We start from the raw sequence: 15,498 nt of genomic DNA, 5'->3' as shown, positions 1-15,498 counted from the left end.
CGATTCGTCAGTTGCCGTATAAAAACCAAACTGTACGGTTCTATTATTTGGCGGCCGTTTGCGCTTGTCAACACAGGCGCCTGCAGCGGTTCACCTTGGAGGATGCGCGTTGCAACCAGGCGGACAGGCCCACTCCAGGCAAGCAGGCCTTCTTCGGCGAGGTTGGACGGGTCGGTCGGCCGCGCTGCGCCCTCGCGCGCAAGGTGGGAAAGCGGGCTGTGCGGTCAGGTCGGCCGGCAGCGGGCGTCCGCTGCTGGCGACCTCGGGCACGGCGGTGCTGCCGCAGGTCCGTCTTGGTACCGAGGCCGATCGCGCCGATCCGGCGAGCGCGCCACCGCGGGCGATCTCCGAGACCGCGGCGCTGGCCTTTGCCGCAGCGGGTGCGGGCGTTGGTGCTGCGACTGCCGCCGTCGGTGCATGGCGCGGGCGGCCACGGCTTCGTGCCCGCGCTGATCGGCATCGCCCGCGACACGGGCATGGCGGCCTATGCAGGCGACGGCAGCAACCGCTGGCCGGCGGTGCACCGCGCGGATGCGGCGCGGCTGTTGCGGCTGGCGCTGGAGCAGGGCGAAGCGGGGACGTGCCATCACGGCCATGCCGAGGAAGGCATCGCATTCGGCGAGATCGCCGCGCTCATCGGGCGGCAGCTGCAGCTGCCGGTGCAGTCGGTGCCGGCCGAGGCGGCGCCGGCGCAGTTCGGCTGGATGGCCCGCTTCGCCGGCCGGGGCATGCCCACCTCCAGCGCATGGACACGCGAACAGTTGGGTTGGCGGCCGAGCGGGCCTGGTCTGCTGCGGGATCTGGACGGCGCCGGCTATTTCCCGGGCGGAACGCACCGCAGGTGGCGCCGTCCCGCCTGGTCGACGTCAGCCGCAAGCCCAGTCGAACGGCATGTTCTTGACGTCCGGCTGCGCATTGCCGCCGCCCAAGTCGTAGCCGCCGAATTCTTCCTCGAACCCGACGGAGCACGGGCCGGACTCCGGCACGTTCTGCACCGGGCGCATGGCTGCACGCGCGTTCTCTGCCTCAGGGGGATGTGCGCGTGTACTTCTCCAACTCGTCGGCGCGTGAGCTGAGCCGCTCCAGCGCGGCCTCCGCGCTCTGCAACGCTGCCGCCTGGCCGTGGCCACCGAGTGCCTTGTCCAGATCCCTCGCCTGCGCGTCGGATTGCAGCCAGGTGTACTGCGCATCCATCAGCGCGGCCCGGTCACGGCCACCGAGCCGATAGCGCAGGGTGTCGTAAGCCTTGGTCATGCGCTGTTCCTGCAGCCTGCGTTCGCGTTCGATGCAGCGCTGTTGATCGTAGACGCCGCTGGCCTGCTTGCGGCAGTCCCGATAGGCGGCAGACAAGCCTTTTGAGGCGCCGGCGTTTTCCGGCTGCTGTTGCTCCTGCAATTGCTGAAGCTGCTGGCGCTGCAGCTGAAGCAGTTGCTGTTGTTGCTGCATCTGCTGTTGCTGTTGCATCAGCTGCTCCTGCTGTTGCTCCTGTGCGCTCGCATCGGCGCAGATGGCCGCAGCGGCCAGCAACACGACCCACAACAGCCAGCGGCGCTTGTTTTCCCTGGTTCCCATGCGTCCTTCCCCTTGCATCGTTTCCATGTGCGAGACAGATTTACAAGCCTGCGGTTAATGTTTTGCCAAGAATACGGGGCGCGCAGCGATCCTGGCGATGCCGGTCCGCCTTGCCAAGCCCGGAAGCCTGACATGGCTCGGCCTCGGAAATCTGGGAGCAAGGATCGCACCGCATGGCGTGGCGATACTCCGATCGCTTCTTCGTCTTGCGACATCGGTCTGCTCAGGACCATGGATCGGTTCGCGCGCGCTCACCGGGCGCGTCCCCGCGTGCTGCGACTTCCAGGCTCCTGGTACTCGTGCTGGCCACCGCGCTGCTGGCCGCTTGCGGCGTTTGCAGGCCCAGGAGCCGGCACGGAATCAGGCGCGCAGCGTCCCGATGTGATCGGCGCGAACGTCGCTTGTGCAGGGATGCGCAGACGGCACGCCGGCCCGCGGTCAGCGCGCGCCGCCGCGAGGGCGAGTAGGCCTGCAATGGAGCACCTGCGCTACATCCAGCTGACCGGCAACAACTGGAAGGGGCCGATCCAGGATTTCCACCTGACCTTGAAAAAGCGCGGGCCGGCCGACCTGGTCAGTCCGTGCTTCGATGGCGCGTTGAAGCGGACCGGTCCGCTGACCTTCGAATTCGGGCGCAAGGATTTCGTGCCGAAGCAGGATCTGAACGTGCTGTTCCTGCGTTAGCCCGCTGGCGTCACGCACGCGCTGCAAGCCGACGTCCCGCTGAACGCGGGGCGGACTGCGCCCGCAATCTTTGCCACTGGCGGTAGCGGAGACGCAGGGCAATCGGGCAGCATGCCGCAGCGCCGACGGCCGAGGCTGTCGGCGACCCCTGTCGCCGGTGCATGCCCATGCTCGATCCCGCCGCTGCTGCTTCCGATTCCGTCGCGCTGGTGGCCGCGCGCATCGATCGCCTGCCGGCGACGGCCACGCTGTGGCGGCTGGTCGCGTTGCTGGCGCTGGGCGGTTTCTTCGAACTCTACGACCTGTTCCAGACCGCCTACATCAGCCCGGGCCTGTTGCACGACGGCATCTTCGCCACCGGAACGGCGGGCGTCTTCGGCATCGCCGACCAGGCCGCGTTCGCCTCGGCCACGTTCCTGGGCCTGTTCCTCGGCGCGAGCCTGCTCAGTCCATTCGCCGATCGCTTCGGGCGCCGGCCGGTGTTCGCCTTCGCGCTGCTCTGGTACACCGCCGCGACCGTGGCGATGGGGCTGCAGGGCACGGCGCTGGGCGTGATCGTCCTGCGCTTCGTGGTCGGTATCGGCCTGGGCATCGAGCTGGTCACCATCGATACCTATCTGTCCGAACTGATGCCCAGGCACATGCGCGGAGCGGCTTTCGCGTTCGCGTTCTTCGTGCAGTTCCTGGCGGTGCCGGCGGTGGCGGTGAGCGCCTGGGCCTTGGTGCCGCAGGCGCCGCTCGGGGTCAGCGGCTGGCGTTGGGTGGTGCTGCTCAGCGGCACGTTCGCGGTGGCGGTCTGGTGGCTGCGCCGGCGCTTGCCGGAATCGGCGCGCTGGCTGGCGGCGCAGGGTCGGCACGCCGAGGCCGATGCGGTGCTGCGCGATCTGGAAGCGCGGTGTACGGCGGACCTGGGGCGCGCGCTGGATGCGCCGAGGATCGAACCGCAACTCGCCTGCGCCGCGACGCGGGGGCGTTTCGGCGCGCTGTGGAAGGCGCCCTACCGGCGCCGCGTGGCGATGCTGGTGGCGTTCCATGTGTTCCAGGCGATCGGCTTCTTCGGCTTCGGCAACTGGTTGCCGGCGCTGTTGTCGGCGCAAGGCGCGGACAGCGTGCATGGGCTGGGCTATGCGTTCGCGATCTCGCTGGCCTATCCGCTGGCGCCGCTGCTGTTGCTGCGCGTCGCCCAGCGCTGGGAGAACAAGTGGCAGGTGGTGTGGTCGGCGCTCGGCGCGATGCTGTTCGGCACGCTGTTCGCCTGGCAGACCCAGCCGCTGGCGATCATCGCCTGCGGCGCGGCGATCACGTTCTGCAATGCCTGGATGAGCTTCGCCTACCACGGCTACCAGGCCGAACTGTTCCCGACCGCGCTGCGTGCCCGCGCGGTCGGCTTCTGCTATTCCTTCAGCCGCCTGTCCACCGCCGGCAGCAGCCTGCTGATCGGACTGCTGCTGGAGCGCGCCGGCAACCGCGGCGTGCTGGCCTTCATCGTCGCCAGCCTGCTGGCGGTGGCCGGGATCATCGGCATCTTCGGGCCGCGTACCCGCAACCGCACGCTGGAACAGATCGCGGGCTAAGGTGCCTGCGACCCGTCGCATACCCGGTTTCGTCATCTGCCCTCGACAGCATCGCGCCACCGGCCGGTGCATGCTGTGCATTCCCACGCCAAGACTCTCGGCCATGACCTCCAATCTCCCCGTTCCCGCCATGGATGCCGCCGACCACCGCGATCTGGCCCAGGCGCACGCGCTGCTCGAACATCCCGGCCTGGCGGCGAAGATCGCCAATACGGTCGGCGCGCCGATCGAGGATCTGCTCAGCAAGCGGCTGCCGAAGGCGCTGTCCTCGCGCATCGACACGATCAGCCATCGCGCGCTGCGCATCGCCTTGCGCTCGGCGCTGCTGACCCTGCGCACCCAGGCACCGGGCGCGGCGCGGCCGCGCCTGCATGGGGTGGCGGTGGCCGCGACCGGCGCCGCCGGCGGTTTCTTCGGCCTGCCCGGGTTGCTGGTGGAACTGCCGCTGACTACCACGCTGATGCTGCGTTCGATCGCCGACATCGCCCGCGCCGAGGGCGAACGGCTGGACGATCCGGCCACCACCCTGGCCTGCCTGGAAGTGCTGGCGCACGGCGGCCGCAGTGCGCGCGACGACGGCAGCGAATCGGGCTACTTCGCGGTGCGCACGGCGATGGCGCAGCAGCTCAGCGCCGCCGCGCAGTACATCGCCGCGCACGGCATCGGCAGCAAGGGCGCGCCGGCGCTGGTGTCGCTGATGTCGCGGATCGCGGCGAAGTTCTCGATCACGGTCAGCGAGAAGCTGGCCGCGCAGGCGGTGCCGCTGGTCGGCGCGGCCAGCGGCGCGCTGCTCAACACGGTGTTCATGGCCCACTTCCAGGCGATGGCGCGCGGCCACTTCATCGTGCGCCGGCTGGAACGGCGCTATGGCGATGCGGCGGTGCGGCAGGCCTACGAGGCGCTGCCGGCGTCGCGCTGATACGCGCTACCCCAGTTCGCGCATCACTTCGATGAACGCCTGCAGCCCTCTGAACGACACGCGGCCCGAAAGCCGGCAGGCCCTGCGGGTGATCGCGCGCTTCTTCCGCAAGCACCTGGCGTTGCCGCAGGCGCCTGCCGCAACGCCCTGAGGCGGTGCGCGTGCGGCAGCGGGCGCGGCGGCGCCGAGCGAGTGCGGCTGCAGCGTGGTCCGATGCGGCGCGTGACGCGGCGACCTGGATCGCCTGCGCTCGCCGGCGAAGCGACCGCCGTCATTCGGCAAGACTGGCCGCCGCTGCGCCGGAGTGGCACAGTGGCACACGGCGCCGAGCGCGCCAGCGGCACCGCGCTGCGCTCCCGCCGACGCTTCCGTTTCCACGCAGGTCCCCGCCATGAAAACCCGTTCCAGATCCGAGACCGACGACGACCAGCCGCGCCTGGCGGTGCTGATCGATGCCGACAACGCGCAGCCGTCGGTGATCGAAGGCCTGCTGGCCGAAGTGGCCAAGTACGGCGTGGCCAGCGTCAAGCGCATCTACGGCGACTTCACCAGCACGCGCATGACCCAGTGGAAGCAGGCGCTGCTGAAGCACTCGATCAGCCCGGTGCAGCAGTTCGCCTACACCAGCGGCAAGAACGCCACCGACAGCTCGCTGATCATCGACGCGATGGACCTGCTGTACACCGGCCGCTTCGATGGCTTCTGCCTGGTCTCCAGCGACAGCGATTTCACCCGCCTGGCGCAGCGCCTGCGCGAGGAAGGACCGACCGTGTACGGCTTCGGCGAGCGCAAGACGCCGGACGCGTTCGTGCAGGCCTGCGACAAGTTCATCTACACCGAAGTGCTGCGCAGCGAGGCGGCCAGCGCCGAACCGTCCAAGCCGGCGGCCGCGGCCGCCAAGCCGGCGGGCAAGGGGCGCAAGACGCCACAGGTTGCGCAGGCGGCGCAGACCGCCAGGCCCGAGACAGTGGCTGCCGTGGCCGCGCCCGCGGCGGCGCCCGCTGCGCCCGCCGATGCGAAGCTGTCCGCACCGCTGAAACTGCTGCGCCAGGCGATCGAGGAAGCCTCCGACGACCAGGGCTGGGCCGGACTCGGCAGCGTCGGCAGCTACCTCAACAAGGTGCGCCCGGATTTCGATCCGCGCCTGTACGGGCACAAGAAGCTCAGCGACCTGCTGCGCCGGCTGTCGGCGCAGTTCGAACTCGAGGAACGCGGCAACGAAGGCGGCAGCAAGCGCATCTTCGTGCGTTCGCGCAGTTGACCGCGATACGCCTCCGCCAGGCCGCGGCGCCTGCTGCGGTCGCCACCAAGCGATGAGCGATGAACGATAGACCCTACGCACCGTCCTGCGACCGCAATCGCGATCCGATCCTGCAGGTGCTGCAGCGGCATTTCGCCGAGCGCCGCCATGTGCTGGAGATCGGCAGCGGCACCGGCCAGCATGCGGTGCATTTCGCCGCCGCCCTGCCGCAATTGACCTGGCAGTGCAGCGAGCGTGCCGAGCACCTGCCCGGCATCGCGCAATGGCTGGACGCGGCGGCATTGCCGAACACGCCGCCGGCCCTGGCGCTGGACGTGCAGGCCGGGCCATGGCCGGTCGCCGGCTACGATGCGGTGTTCACCGCCAATACGCTGCACATCATGGGCTGGCCCGCGGTGCAGGCGTTCTTCGCCGGTGTCGGCACGCTGCTGGCCGGTAGCGACAGCGCCACGCTGGCTGTGTACGGCCCGTTCAATTATGGCGGCACGTTCAGCAGCGACAGCAACCGGGAGTTCGATGCCTGGCTGAAGGCGCGCGATGCGGCGAGCGGTATCCGCGACTTCGAAGCGCTCGACGCGCTGGCGCAGGCGCAAGGACTGCTGCTGCAGGAGGACGTGGCACTGCCGACGAACAACCGCTGCCTGGTCTGGCGGCGCGGCTGAGGCACGCGCCGCGCGTGCAGCCGCGGTCGTTGCGAAAGCGTGACGGTACCCGCGATGGGGCCTCATCGCGCGCTCACCCCGATGGCACGGGGGATTAACCGCACGTTCGCCACTGTGCATCACCACGGGCCGATGCGGATGGCCGGTGATCCCAATCACTGCGGAGCGTTCCCAATGAGCAACAACGAAGCGCGCGATCTCAATCGCGATCCCCTCTCCGGCACGCCGGGCTCGCATCCGGTCGGCGTCGGCGTCGGCGGCACCGCGGGCGGCGTCGCTGCCGGGGCGCTGGCCGGTACCGTGTTCGGGCCGCTCGGCACGCTGATCGGTGCTGCGGTCGGCGTCGTCGTCGGTGCCGCCGCGGGCAAGGGCGTCGCCGAACGCATCGACCCGACCGGCGAAACCGAGTACTGGCGCGAAGAATATCGCAACCGCGACTACGTGAAGTCCGACTACGACTACGAACGCGACTACGCGGCCGCCTACGGTTTCGGCCTGCAGGCGCGCGAGCAGTATCCGACCCGCAGTTGGGAAGAGACCGAAGCAGAGCTGTCGCGCGACTGGGGTACCCGTCGCGGCGAATCGCGCCTGGAGTGGGAGGACGCACGGCTGGCCGCGCGCGATTCCTGGCAGCGCGCCGACAGCACTTACCGCACCTACGAGGACAGCGACCATTACTATGCCGAGCGTTTCGACAGCGTGGATTATCGCGATGGCGACGCCGGCTACGACGACTACCGTCCGGCCTACCGTTATGGCATCCAGGCGCGCAGCCGCTATCAGGACCGCGACTGGGACGAGCGCCTGGAAACGGATCTGGAAAGCGGCTGGGAACGCGCCAAGGACCGTTCGCGGCTGACCTGGGCGCAGGCCAAGGCGGCCGTGCGCGAGGCCTTCCATTCGGATCGCTACGGTTCGGGCCGCGGCACGCCGACCGATCCGCGGGGTTGATAGCGCAGCGAGGTGGGCATTCGGATCGCGCGGGCGCCGGCTGAATCACGCCCGCGATCCACGCTCCCCTGTGTCCCATGGAACGCTGCCGGCTGCATGTCGGCAGCGTTTTTTTATGGCGAACCGGATGATCGGCCGCTGCACTGCAGGAGCGCCTTCCGCCGCGACCGCATCTGCCGTCGATGACGTTGTCGGCCGGTCAACACACCGATGGGCGCGGTTGCAACCGTGCCTGCAGCAGCGTGCGGCGACTGCTCGGATGCCCTGCAGGAGGGACTTCGGCCCCGACCACTTTTGCCGCGTCGCGCGACCGATCCAGCAGTTCAAGCCGCCTGCACGATATGCAAGGCCTTCGGATTGCGCCAGGTCGCCAGCAGCCGTGCCTCGCGCTGCCTGGCCTCGTGCAGGTGCGCTTCCTTGACGTGGCCGTAGCCGCGGATGTGTTCCGGCACGCTGGCGATCTCCACCGCCAGCGCCAGGTTGTCCGCCGCCAGGCGTTCCAGCAGTTCGCCCACGGTGCGTTCGTAGTCGACGATCAGCTGCCGCTCGCCGCGGCGTTCGGCGCTGTAGCCGAAGAGGTCGAACTTGCCGCCGCGCAGCACGCGCAGCTTGGCCAGCCACTTGAACGCGGTGAGCATCCACGGCCCGAACTCGCGCTTCAGCGCGCGGCCCTGCGCGTCCTTCCTGGCCAGCAGCGGCGGCGCCAGGTGGAAGCGCAGCGAATAGGCGCCGTCGAACTGCTGCTGCAGCTGGCGCTGGAAATCGCCGCTGGTGTACAGCCGCGCCACTTCGTATTCGTCCTTGTAGGCCATCAGCTTGAACGCGTAGCGTGCCACCGCCTCGGTCAAAGCGGTGGCACCGGCGGCGACGCGCTGTTCGGCCTCGCGCACGCGCTCCACCAGCGTGGCGTAGCGCGCGGCGTAGGCGCTGTCCTGGTAATCGACCAGGAACGCGCGGCGGCGCGCGACCAGTTCGTGCAGCGAGCGCGACAGGCGCGTGTCGTCCAGCGGCGCATGGCCGCTGTCGGCGGCATCGGCGGCGGCGGGCAGGTCGCGCGCCTGGCGCGCGTTGTGCGGATTGCGCGGCGCGGCGCTGGCGCCGCCCTCGTGGCCTTCCCACTCGCCCGGTGGCAGTTGTTGCAGCCGCTGCGCAGCGGGTTCGGCCTCGCTCGCAACGCTGCCGGGCATGCCCGCGGCCTGCTGCACCGTGGCCAGGTCCAGCGCCGCCAGGCGGCCCCAGGCGAAGGCCTGCTGGTTCATCGCCACGGCCGCGCCGTTGAGTTCGATCGCACGCATCAGCGCGTCGTGCGACAGCGGCACCAGCCCCTGCTGCCAGGCGTAGCCGAGCATGAACAGGTTGCTGGCGATGGCGTCGCCGAGCAGCGCGGTGGCCAGTTGCGTGGCGTCGAGCAGCAAGGGGTCGCGCCCGCCCAAGGCCAGGCGCACCCCGGCGACGATGTCGGCGGCGGGGAACTGCATGTCCGGATGCGTGGTGAAGGTGCCGGGCATCGCTTCGTAGGTGTTGAGCACCACCTGCGAGCGGTCGCCGCGCACCTTGGACAGTGCCCAGTAGTCGTTGACCACGACCATGTCGCAGCCCAGCACCAGGTCGGCCTCGCCGGCGGCGATGCGCACCGCGTGCAGGTCCTCGGGCTGGCGCGCCAGGCGGATATGGGTGGTGACCGCGCCGCCCTTCTGCGCCAGGCCGGTCTGGTCGAGCACGCTGGCGCCCTTGCCTTCCAGGTGTCCGGCCATGCCCAGCAACGCGCCGATGGTGACCACGCCGGTGCCGCCGACGCCGGTGATGAGGATGTTCCAGGGCTGCGCCAGGTCGCTGCGGAACACCGGCGCCGGCAGGTCCTGCAGCAGCGTGGCCGCATCGGCCTTGCCGCCCTTGCGCAGCTGCCCGCCGTGCACGGTGACGAAGCTGGGGCAGAAGCCGGAGACGCAGGAATAGTCCTTGTTGCAGCCGGACTGGTCGATCTGGCGCTTGCGCCCGAACTCGGTCTCCTTCGGCAGCACCGACACGCAGAAGCTCTTTTCGCCGCAGTCGCCGCAGCCCTCGCAGACCAGCGAATTGACCAGCACGCGCTTGGCCGGATCGGGCAGCTTGCCGCGCTTGCGCCGGCGCCGCTTCTCGGTGGCGCAGGTCTGGTCGTAGATCAGGATGCTGGTGCCCTTGACCTCGCGCAGGCGCTTTTGCACCGCGTCCAGCTCGCTGCGGTCGTGGAACTCCACGTCGCTGGGGAATTGCTCGCGGCGCCGCGTCCACTTGCCGATGTCGTCGCTGACCAGGGCGATGCTGTGCACGCCTTCGGCACGCATCTGCCGGGCGATGTCGGGCACGCTCAACGTGCCGTCCACCGGCTGCCCGCCGGTCATCGCCACCGCGTCGTTGTAGAGGATCTTGTAGGTGATGTTGACGCCGGCGGCGATCGACTGGCGGATCGCCAGCGAGCCGCTGTGGAAGTAGGTGCCGTCGCCGAGGTTCTGGAACACGTGCGGGGTGTCGGTGAACGGCGCCTGCCCGGCCCAGGTGACGCCTTCGCCGCCCATGTGGGTGAAGGTGTCGGTGGACCGGTCCATCCACGTTACCATGTAGTGGCAACCGATCCCGCCCAGCGCGCGCGAGCCCTCCGGCACCACGGTGGAGGTGTTGTGCGGGCAGCCGGAGCAGTAGTGCGGCACGCGCGGGAAATTGGCGCGCGGCAGGGCCATTTCCGCTTCCTTGGCCTCCATCCAGCGCAGCCGCTGCTCGATCGACTCGGTGTTGATCGCGCTCGATTGAAGCAGGCGCTGGATGCGCTTGCCGATCACCGCGGCGATGGTCGCCGGGGTCAGTTCGCCGGTGGACGGCAGGATCCATTCGCCGGCCTCGTCGTACTTGCCGACGATGCTCGGGCGCGGACCGGCGCTGGCCGGCCAGTTGTAGAACTGTTCCTTCATCTGCCGCTCGATGAAGGCCTTCTTCTCCTCCACCACCACGATGTCGTCCAGGCCCTGCGCGAACGCGGCGATGCCGACCGGCTCCAGCGGCCAGGTCATGCCCACCTTGTACACGCGGATGCCGATGTCGCGGCAGGCGCGCTCGTCCAGGCCCAGGTATTCCAGCGCCTGCAGCACGTCCAGGTAGCTCTTGCCGGTGGTGACGATGCCCAGCCGCGCCTGCGGCGAATCCAGCACCGTGCGGTCCACGCCGTTGGCGCGGGCGAAGGCCTGCGCGGCGCGCACTGCGTAACGGTGCAGGCGCATCTCCTGGTCCAGCGGCGGATCCGGCCAGCGGATGTTGAGCCCGCCCGGCGGCAGTTCGAAATCCTCCGGCAGCACGATCTGCCGCGCGAACGGGTCCACTTCCACCGAGGCCGACGACTCCACCGTCTCGGCAATGGTCTTGAAGCCGATCCAGCGCCCGGTGTAGCGGCTCATCGCCCAGCCGACCAGGCCCAGGTCGAGGATGTCCTGCACTCCGGCCGGATTGAGCACCGGCATCATCGCGCTGACGAATTCCTCTTCCGAGCCGTGCGGCAGGGTCGAACTGCGGCAGGCGTGGTCGTCGGCGGCCAGCGCCAGCACGCCGCCGTGGCGCGAGGTGCCGGCGGCATTGCCGTGCTTGAACACGTCGCCGCAGCGGTCCACGCCCGGGCCCTTGCCGTACCACATCGCGTACACGCCATCCACGCGCGCGCCGGGGAACAGGTTGGTCTGCTGGGTGCCCCACACCATGGTCGCGCCCAGGTCCTCGTTGAGGCCGGGCTGGAACTTCACGTTGGCCGCGTCCAGGTGTTTGCGCGCGCGCCACAGTTCCAGATCGAAGCCGCCCAACGGGCTGCCGCGGTAGCCGCTGACGAAGCCGCCGGTGTTCAGCCCGGCGGCACGGTCGCGCAACTGCTGCATCAGCGGCAGGCGCACCAGCGCCTGCACGCCCGACAGATAGATGCGGCCGTCGGTGCGGGTGTACTTGTGCTCCAGGGTGTAGCCGGCGTCGATGACGGCGGTTGCCGGCACGGCGAGGGAAGACGGCGGACGCGGATCGGCGATGCGGTTCATGGCTTGCCTGGAAATGGACGGCTGGCGCGCGCGCGGCGCAGGCCGCACACGATCGGCCGATTGTATCAGCGGCATTTTGTGCGCCCGCCCCTCGCCCCCGGCGGCCGACGCGGTTAGGATGCGGACGGGGGAGGGGACCACCTCCAAGGGGTTGTCAGCAGTGAATGCACATAAATACGCACTGGCCGCGATGCTGGCCTGGGTGAGCGCGGCCGCGGTCGATGCGCAGGCGCAGACCCTGCCGGCGCCGAAGGAGTTCTACTTCGATCAGGACCGCGGCACCACGCGCCCGGTGGCGGCGATCGGCGGCACCGGCGAGGCGCTGGTCGATCGCCTCGCCAGCACCGTGCAGCGCGATCCGAACGCGGTCGAGGCGCGCGCGCAGCTGGCGGCGATCGCCATGGCCGGCGGGCGCCGCGAGCTGGGCGAAGAGCTGTACCAGGCGGCGCTGCGCACGCTGACGCCCGGCGCGCAGCGCCGCCAGATCGAGTGGAACTACGGCTGGGATCTGTTGCGTGCCGGCGACCCGGCGCGCGCGCTGGCGCAATGGAGCGGCCTGGTCCGCGGCCGCCCGGCGGCGCCGGACTGGGTGCCGCCGACGCTGGCGCTGGTGCTGTGGCGGCTGGACCGCAAGGACGAGGCGGTGAAGTGGTACGCCGCCGCCGTGCGCACCTGGCCGGACCAGTGGGGACCCGGTGCCGACTTCGCCAAGCTGCTGCCGGCCTGGCGCGACGACGAACGCGCCACCCTGGCCGACGTGCAGGCCGCCTGGCAGGCCAAGCCGCCCGCCTGGCCCTGAGTTGCGCTTGTCCTCGAGTTGTAGCCTGAGTCGCCGCAGCAGCGGCTAGCGATGGCGCGGCTGGGCTGCTGCAGGTGGGTCTTCGGCCCCGGCGCGGGGACGCTGCATGGGTCAGCGCCGCCGCGCCGCGTTCCACCGCACGGGCCTGTCCGAAACCGAAGGTGCATCGCTCCGTTCGTCGCGACTGAAGTCGCTCCCACAGGGGGGACGCGGCGAGCCGGCCGGGTGCACTGTTCAGCCCCGACGCAGGAACGTTGCGTGCAACAGCGCAGCCACGCCGCGCGCCACGGTGCATGTGATCGACCGGCCTGCCGTCAGGTGCATGCGATGATGCCGGCGTACCCACCAGATTCCCGTTGTACCGATGGCTTTCGACGCGTTCGCCCTGATCCTGGCCATGTTGGCGCTCGGCAAGCTGTTCGCGCGCCTGCGCGTGTTGCCGGCCAACACCACCGAAGTGCTCAACGGCGTGGTGCTGTACCTGTGCCTGCCGGCCTCGGTGCTGATCTACGTGCCGCGCCTGCAGTTGAACCTGTCCCTGCTCGGGCTGATGGTCACCCCGTGGCTGTTGGCCGTCGTCACCGTGCTGGCGGTGCTGGCGCTGCGCCGGCCGCTGCGCCTGCGCCGCGAGGAGCACGCGGCGCTGCTGTTGTGCGTGGGCCTGAGCAATTCCAGCTTCATCGGCTATCCGATGGTGCGCGCGCTGCTCGGCGAGGCGGCGCTGCCGTATGCGGTGGTCTACGACCAGTTCGGCACCTTCGTGCTGCTGTCCAGCTTCGGCCTGTACGTGCTGGCCCGCTACGGCGGCGAGACCCCGCCGTCGCCGCGGCAGACGCTGCTGCGCATGGCCCGCTTCCCGCCGCTGTGGGCGCTGGCGTTCGCGCTGACGCTGATGCCGGCGCAGCCGCCGGCGTGGATCGGCTCGGGCCTGCAGCACCTGGCCGATGCGATGCTGCCGCTGGTGATGCTGGCGGTGGGCTTCTCGATCCAGTTGCGGCTGCCGCGCGAGGAACTCAAGCCGCTCGCCGCCGGCCTGCTGCTGAAGCTGCTGCTGTTGCCGGCGCTGGCCTGGCCGCTGTCGTGGGCGCTGGGCCTGCGCGGGCAGGCGCTGCAGGCCAACGTGCTCGAATCGGCGATGCCGACGATGATCACCGCCGCGGCGCTGGCGATCTCGCACCGGCTGGCGCCGCGGTTGGCGGCGGCGTTGGTCGGTTACGGCATCCTGCTGTCGCTGGCCACGCTGCCGGCGTGGGCATGGCTGCTGGGGGCATGCGTGTAGGTAGAGGGGTTTCAACCCCATGCCTTCCAACGTCTTCGATGCCCGCTTTTGTAAGCGGCTGATGTCCTGCCGATCGTGTTGGAGGGCGCAACAGGGCGTAGCGCATTGCGCTCGCGCATCGCAGCTGTCGCCAATTGATTTTTATTGGCTCCGGCCAACGACGTCGAAAGGCAGGGGTTTCAACCCCGGGCAGGGCGTTACCGGTCATTCCCCGTCGGGGGGCGAAACCGGCGTCGGCCGCTCAATCCGCCGGCACCGTGCGCTCGCGCGCCCACTCGCGCAGCGCCTGCACCTGCTCGGCCATCACCACCGACAGCGGCCGCGTGCCGCGGAGTTCCTGCATCAGCAGCTCGGTGTCCAGCGGCCGGCTCTCGGCATGCGCCGCATACAGGCCGGAGACGATGGCCTGCTCGATCTCGGCGCCGGAAAAGCCGTTCGCCGCGGCGGCCAGCGCCGGCAGCGCGAAGTCGTCCTCGCGCAGCTTGCGCCGCGCCAGGTGCAGGCGCAGCAAGTCCACCCGCGTGTCGGCGTCGGGCAGGTCGATGAAGAAGATCTCGTCGAAGCGGCCCTTGCGCAGCAGTTCCGCCGGCAGTTCGTGCACCTGGTTGGCGGTGGCGACGATGAACACGCCGCCGGCACCGGCTGCGCCGCCGCGCTCGGCCATCCAGGTCAGCAGGTAGCCGAGCACGCGCCGCGACACGCCGCCGTCCTCGCCGCCGCTGGCCAGGCCCTTCTCGATCTCGTCGATCCACAGCACGCACGGCGCCAGCTGTTCGGCCGCGGCCAGCGCGCCGCGCAGGTTCTTCTCGGTCTCGCCGTGGTACTTGTCGTACAGCGAGCCGACGTCCAGGCGCAGCAGCGGCACGCCGAAGCCGGCGGCGGTGGCCTTGGCCAGCATCGACTTGCCGCAGCCCTGCACGCCCAGCAGCAGCACGCCCTTGGGCGGGTCCAGCCCGGGCGGGGCGGGGCCGGCGAACACCGCGCGGCGCTGCTCGATCCAGCGCTTGAGCCGGCGCGCGCCGGCCACGTCGGCGAAGCGGGTGGCGTCGTATTCGTAGTGCAGGTGGCCGCTGCGGTTGAGCAGCTCGAACTTGAGCCGGGCCAGCTGCGGCAGGTCGGCGGCGTTGAGCGCGCCGTCGGCGTAGATCAGCTGGCGGGCGATGCGGCGCGCGTCGATCAGGCTCAGCCCCTGCAGGTTGCGCAGGATCTGCTTGATCGCCTCGCCGTCCACCTCGACCCGGCGCCCGCCGAACTCGCGCGCGTAGCCGGCGGCCTCTTCCTGCACCATCTTCAACAGCGCGTTGGCGTCGGGCAGGCGCGGGTTGAAGCGCGTGGCCAGCGCTTCCAGTTCGGCCGGCAGCTCGATCCTGGCGCCGATCAGCACCAGCACGTGCGGCTGGCAATGGCGGCGCTCGACGATGTCGCGCAGCAGGCGCTGGTGGCTGGCGTAGCCCAGGTACGGCACCACGTCCAGCAACAGGTAGATGCCGCGCTGGTCGGCCCGCTTGATCGCCTGCAGCACCGCGCTGGCGTCGGGCGGGCCGCTCGGCTCGTCCTCGCGGTCCAGGTCGATGCGGCGCAGGCCCTCGGTGATCGACCAGCGGTGCAGCGCGCGCCAGACCTGCATCAGCGCCTGCCGGAACAGCGCCACGATGCGCGCCTCCTCCTGGGTCTCGATGACGATCAGGGGGGTGTTGGCGCGGATCAGCGCGGTCAGGTCCTGCAGCTCGCTCATGGGCGATCCGTTGCCG

The 15,498-nt window shown here is 70.1% G+C and carries 12 protein-coding genes; 9 read left to right on the top strand and 3 right to left on the bottom strand.

The features are described 5' to 3' along the window. The first annotated feature begins 389 nt into the window (after nucleotides 1-389). Nucleotides 390-1,076, top strand: a complete 687-nt coding sequence (locus NRY95_22105) for a hypothetical protein (protein ID UYC16332.1) — start codon at nucleotides 390-392, stop codon at nucleotides 1,074-1,076. Here NRY95_22105 and NRY95_22100 read toward each other — a convergent pair. Continuing rightward, nucleotides 1,027-1,599 carry a lysozyme inhibitor LprI family protein gene (locus NRY95_22100; GenBank protein ID UYC16331.1) on the bottom strand — a complete coding sequence of 191 codons (573 nt, stop codon included), beginning with the start codon at nucleotides 1,597-1,599 and terminating at the stop codon, nucleotides 1,027-1,029. The genes NRY95_22105 and NRY95_22100 overlap by 50 nt on opposite strands. A 447-nt stretch (nucleotides 1,600-2,046) precedes the next feature. On the opposite strand from NRY95_22100, the gene NRY95_22095 reads away from it, so the two are divergent. From NRY95_22095 to NRY95_22070, 6 genes are all read left to right on the top strand, one after another. Further along, on the top strand, nucleotides 2,047-2,256 hold the full coding sequence (locus NRY95_22095; protein UYC16330.1) for a DUF4424 domain-containing protein: 210 nt from the start codon (nucleotides 2,047-2,049) through the stop codon (nucleotides 2,254-2,256). A 167-nt stretch (nucleotides 2,257-2,423) separates the two neighbouring features. Further along, nucleotides 2,424-3,830, top strand: coding sequence for an MFS transporter (locus NRY95_22090; protein UYC16329.1), 1,407 nt, complete (start codon nucleotides 2,424-2,426; stop codon nucleotides 3,828-3,830). A gap of 103 nt (nucleotides 3,831-3,933) precedes the next feature. Beyond that, nucleotides 3,934-4,749, top strand: a complete 816-nt coding sequence (locus tag NRY95_22085; GenBank protein UYC16328.1) for an EcsC family protein — start codon at nucleotides 3,934-3,936, stop codon at nucleotides 4,747-4,749. Nucleotides 4,750-5,140: 391 nt separating this feature from the next. After that, nucleotides 5,141-6,010 (top strand): NYN domain-containing protein, encoded by an 870-nt coding sequence (locus NRY95_22080; protein ID UYC16327.1) that lies wholly within the window; start codon nucleotides 5,141-5,143, stop codon nucleotides 6,008-6,010. A 59-nt stretch (nucleotides 6,011-6,069) separates the two neighbouring features. Next, nucleotides 6,070-6,672: a class I SAM-dependent methyltransferase gene (locus NRY95_22075; GenBank protein UYC16326.1), complete on the top strand. Its 603-nt coding sequence runs from the start codon at nucleotides 6,070-6,072 to the stop codon at nucleotides 6,670-6,672. Between the two features lie 174 nt (nucleotides 6,673-6,846). Continuing rightward, the gene (locus NRY95_22070; GenBank protein UYC16325.1) at nucleotides 6,847-7,623 is read left to right on the top strand and encodes a hypothetical protein; all 777 of its coding nucleotides are present in this window, start codon (nucleotides 6,847-6,849) and stop codon (nucleotides 7,621-7,623) included. A 323-nt stretch (nucleotides 7,624-7,946) separates the two neighbouring features. Here the strand turns inward: NRY95_22070 and NRY95_22065 are convergent, their stop codons facing one another. Further along, complete coding sequence (locus NRY95_22065) at nucleotides 7,947-11,669, bottom strand: indolepyruvate ferredoxin oxidoreductase family protein (protein UYC16324.1); 3,723 nt, start codon at nucleotides 11,667-11,669, stop codon at nucleotides 7,947-7,949. A gap of 190 nt (nucleotides 11,670-11,859) precedes the next feature. Between NRY95_22065 and NRY95_22060 the strand changes: the two genes are divergently transcribed. Next, nucleotides 11,860-12,468, top strand: a complete 609-nt coding sequence (locus tag NRY95_22060) for a tetratricopeptide repeat protein (protein ID UYC18665.1) — start codon at nucleotides 11,860-11,862, stop codon at nucleotides 12,466-12,468. 364 nt (nucleotides 12,469-12,832) lie between these two features. Then, nucleotides 12,833-13,747, top strand: a complete 915-nt coding sequence (locus tag NRY95_22055; protein UYC16323.1) for an AEC family transporter — start codon at nucleotides 12,833-12,835, stop codon at nucleotides 13,745-13,747. A 241-nt stretch (nucleotides 13,748-13,988) separates the two neighbouring features. Here NRY95_22055 and NRY95_22050 read toward each other — a convergent pair whose 3' ends face one another. Further along, nucleotides 13,989-15,482 (bottom strand): AAA family ATPase, encoded by a 1,494-nt coding sequence (locus NRY95_22050; protein ID UYC16322.1) that lies wholly within the window; start codon nucleotides 15,480-15,482, stop codon nucleotides 13,989-13,991. Between the last annotated feature and the right edge of the window lie 16 nt (nucleotides 15,483-15,498).

Origin of the sequence: Xanthomonas campestris pv. phormiicola, from assembly GCA_025666215.1 — a bacterium.
In the GTDB taxonomy this organism is placed as follows: domain Bacteria; phylum Pseudomonadota; class Gammaproteobacteria; order Xanthomonadales; family Xanthomonadaceae; genus Xanthomonas_A; species Xanthomonas_A campestris_A.
This window is presented reverse-complemented; position numbering and strand designations above follow the sequence as displayed.

Excerpts from the sequence above, each read along its gene's own strand:
- NRY95_22100 (UYC16331.1), bottom strand. The coding sequence starts at position 1,599 with ATGGAAACGATGCAAGGGGAAGGACGCATGGGAACCAGGGAAAACAAG.
- NRY95_22095 (UYC16330.1), top strand. The coding sequence starts at position 2,047 with ATGGAGCACCTGCGCTACATCCAGCTGACCGGCAACAACTGGAAGGGG.
- NRY95_22090 (UYC16329.1), top strand. The coding sequence starts at position 2,424 with ATGCTCGATCCCGCCGCTGCTGCTTCCGATTCCGTCGCGCTGGTGGCC.
- NRY95_22085 (UYC16328.1), top strand. The coding sequence starts at position 3,934 with ATGACCTCCAATCTCCCCGTTCCCGCCATGGATGCCGCCGACCACCGC.
- NRY95_22080 (UYC16327.1), top strand. The coding sequence starts at position 5,141 with ATGAAAACCCGTTCCAGATCCGAGACCGACGACGACCAGCCGCGCCTG.
- NRY95_22075 (UYC16326.1), top strand. The coding sequence starts at position 6,070 with ATGAACGATAGACCCTACGCACCGTCCTGCGACCGCAATCGCGATCCG.
- NRY95_22070 (UYC16325.1), top strand. The coding sequence starts at position 6,847 with ATGAGCAACAACGAAGCGCGCGATCTCAATCGCGATCCCCTCTCCGGC.
- NRY95_22065 (UYC16324.1), bottom strand. The coding sequence starts at position 11,669 with ATGAACCGCATCGCCGATCCGCGTCCGCCGTCTTCCCTCGCCGTGCCG.
- NRY95_22060 (UYC18665.1), top strand. The coding sequence starts at position 11,860 with ATGCTGGCCTGGGTGAGCGCGGCCGCGGTCGATGCGCAGGCGCAGACC.
- NRY95_22055 (UYC16323.1), top strand. The coding sequence starts at position 12,833 with ATGGCTTTCGACGCGTTCGCCCTGATCCTGGCCATGTTGGCGCTCGGC.
- NRY95_22050 (UYC16322.1), bottom strand. The coding sequence starts at position 15,482 with ATGAGCGAGCTGCAGGACCTGACCGCGCTGATCCGCGCCAACACCCCC.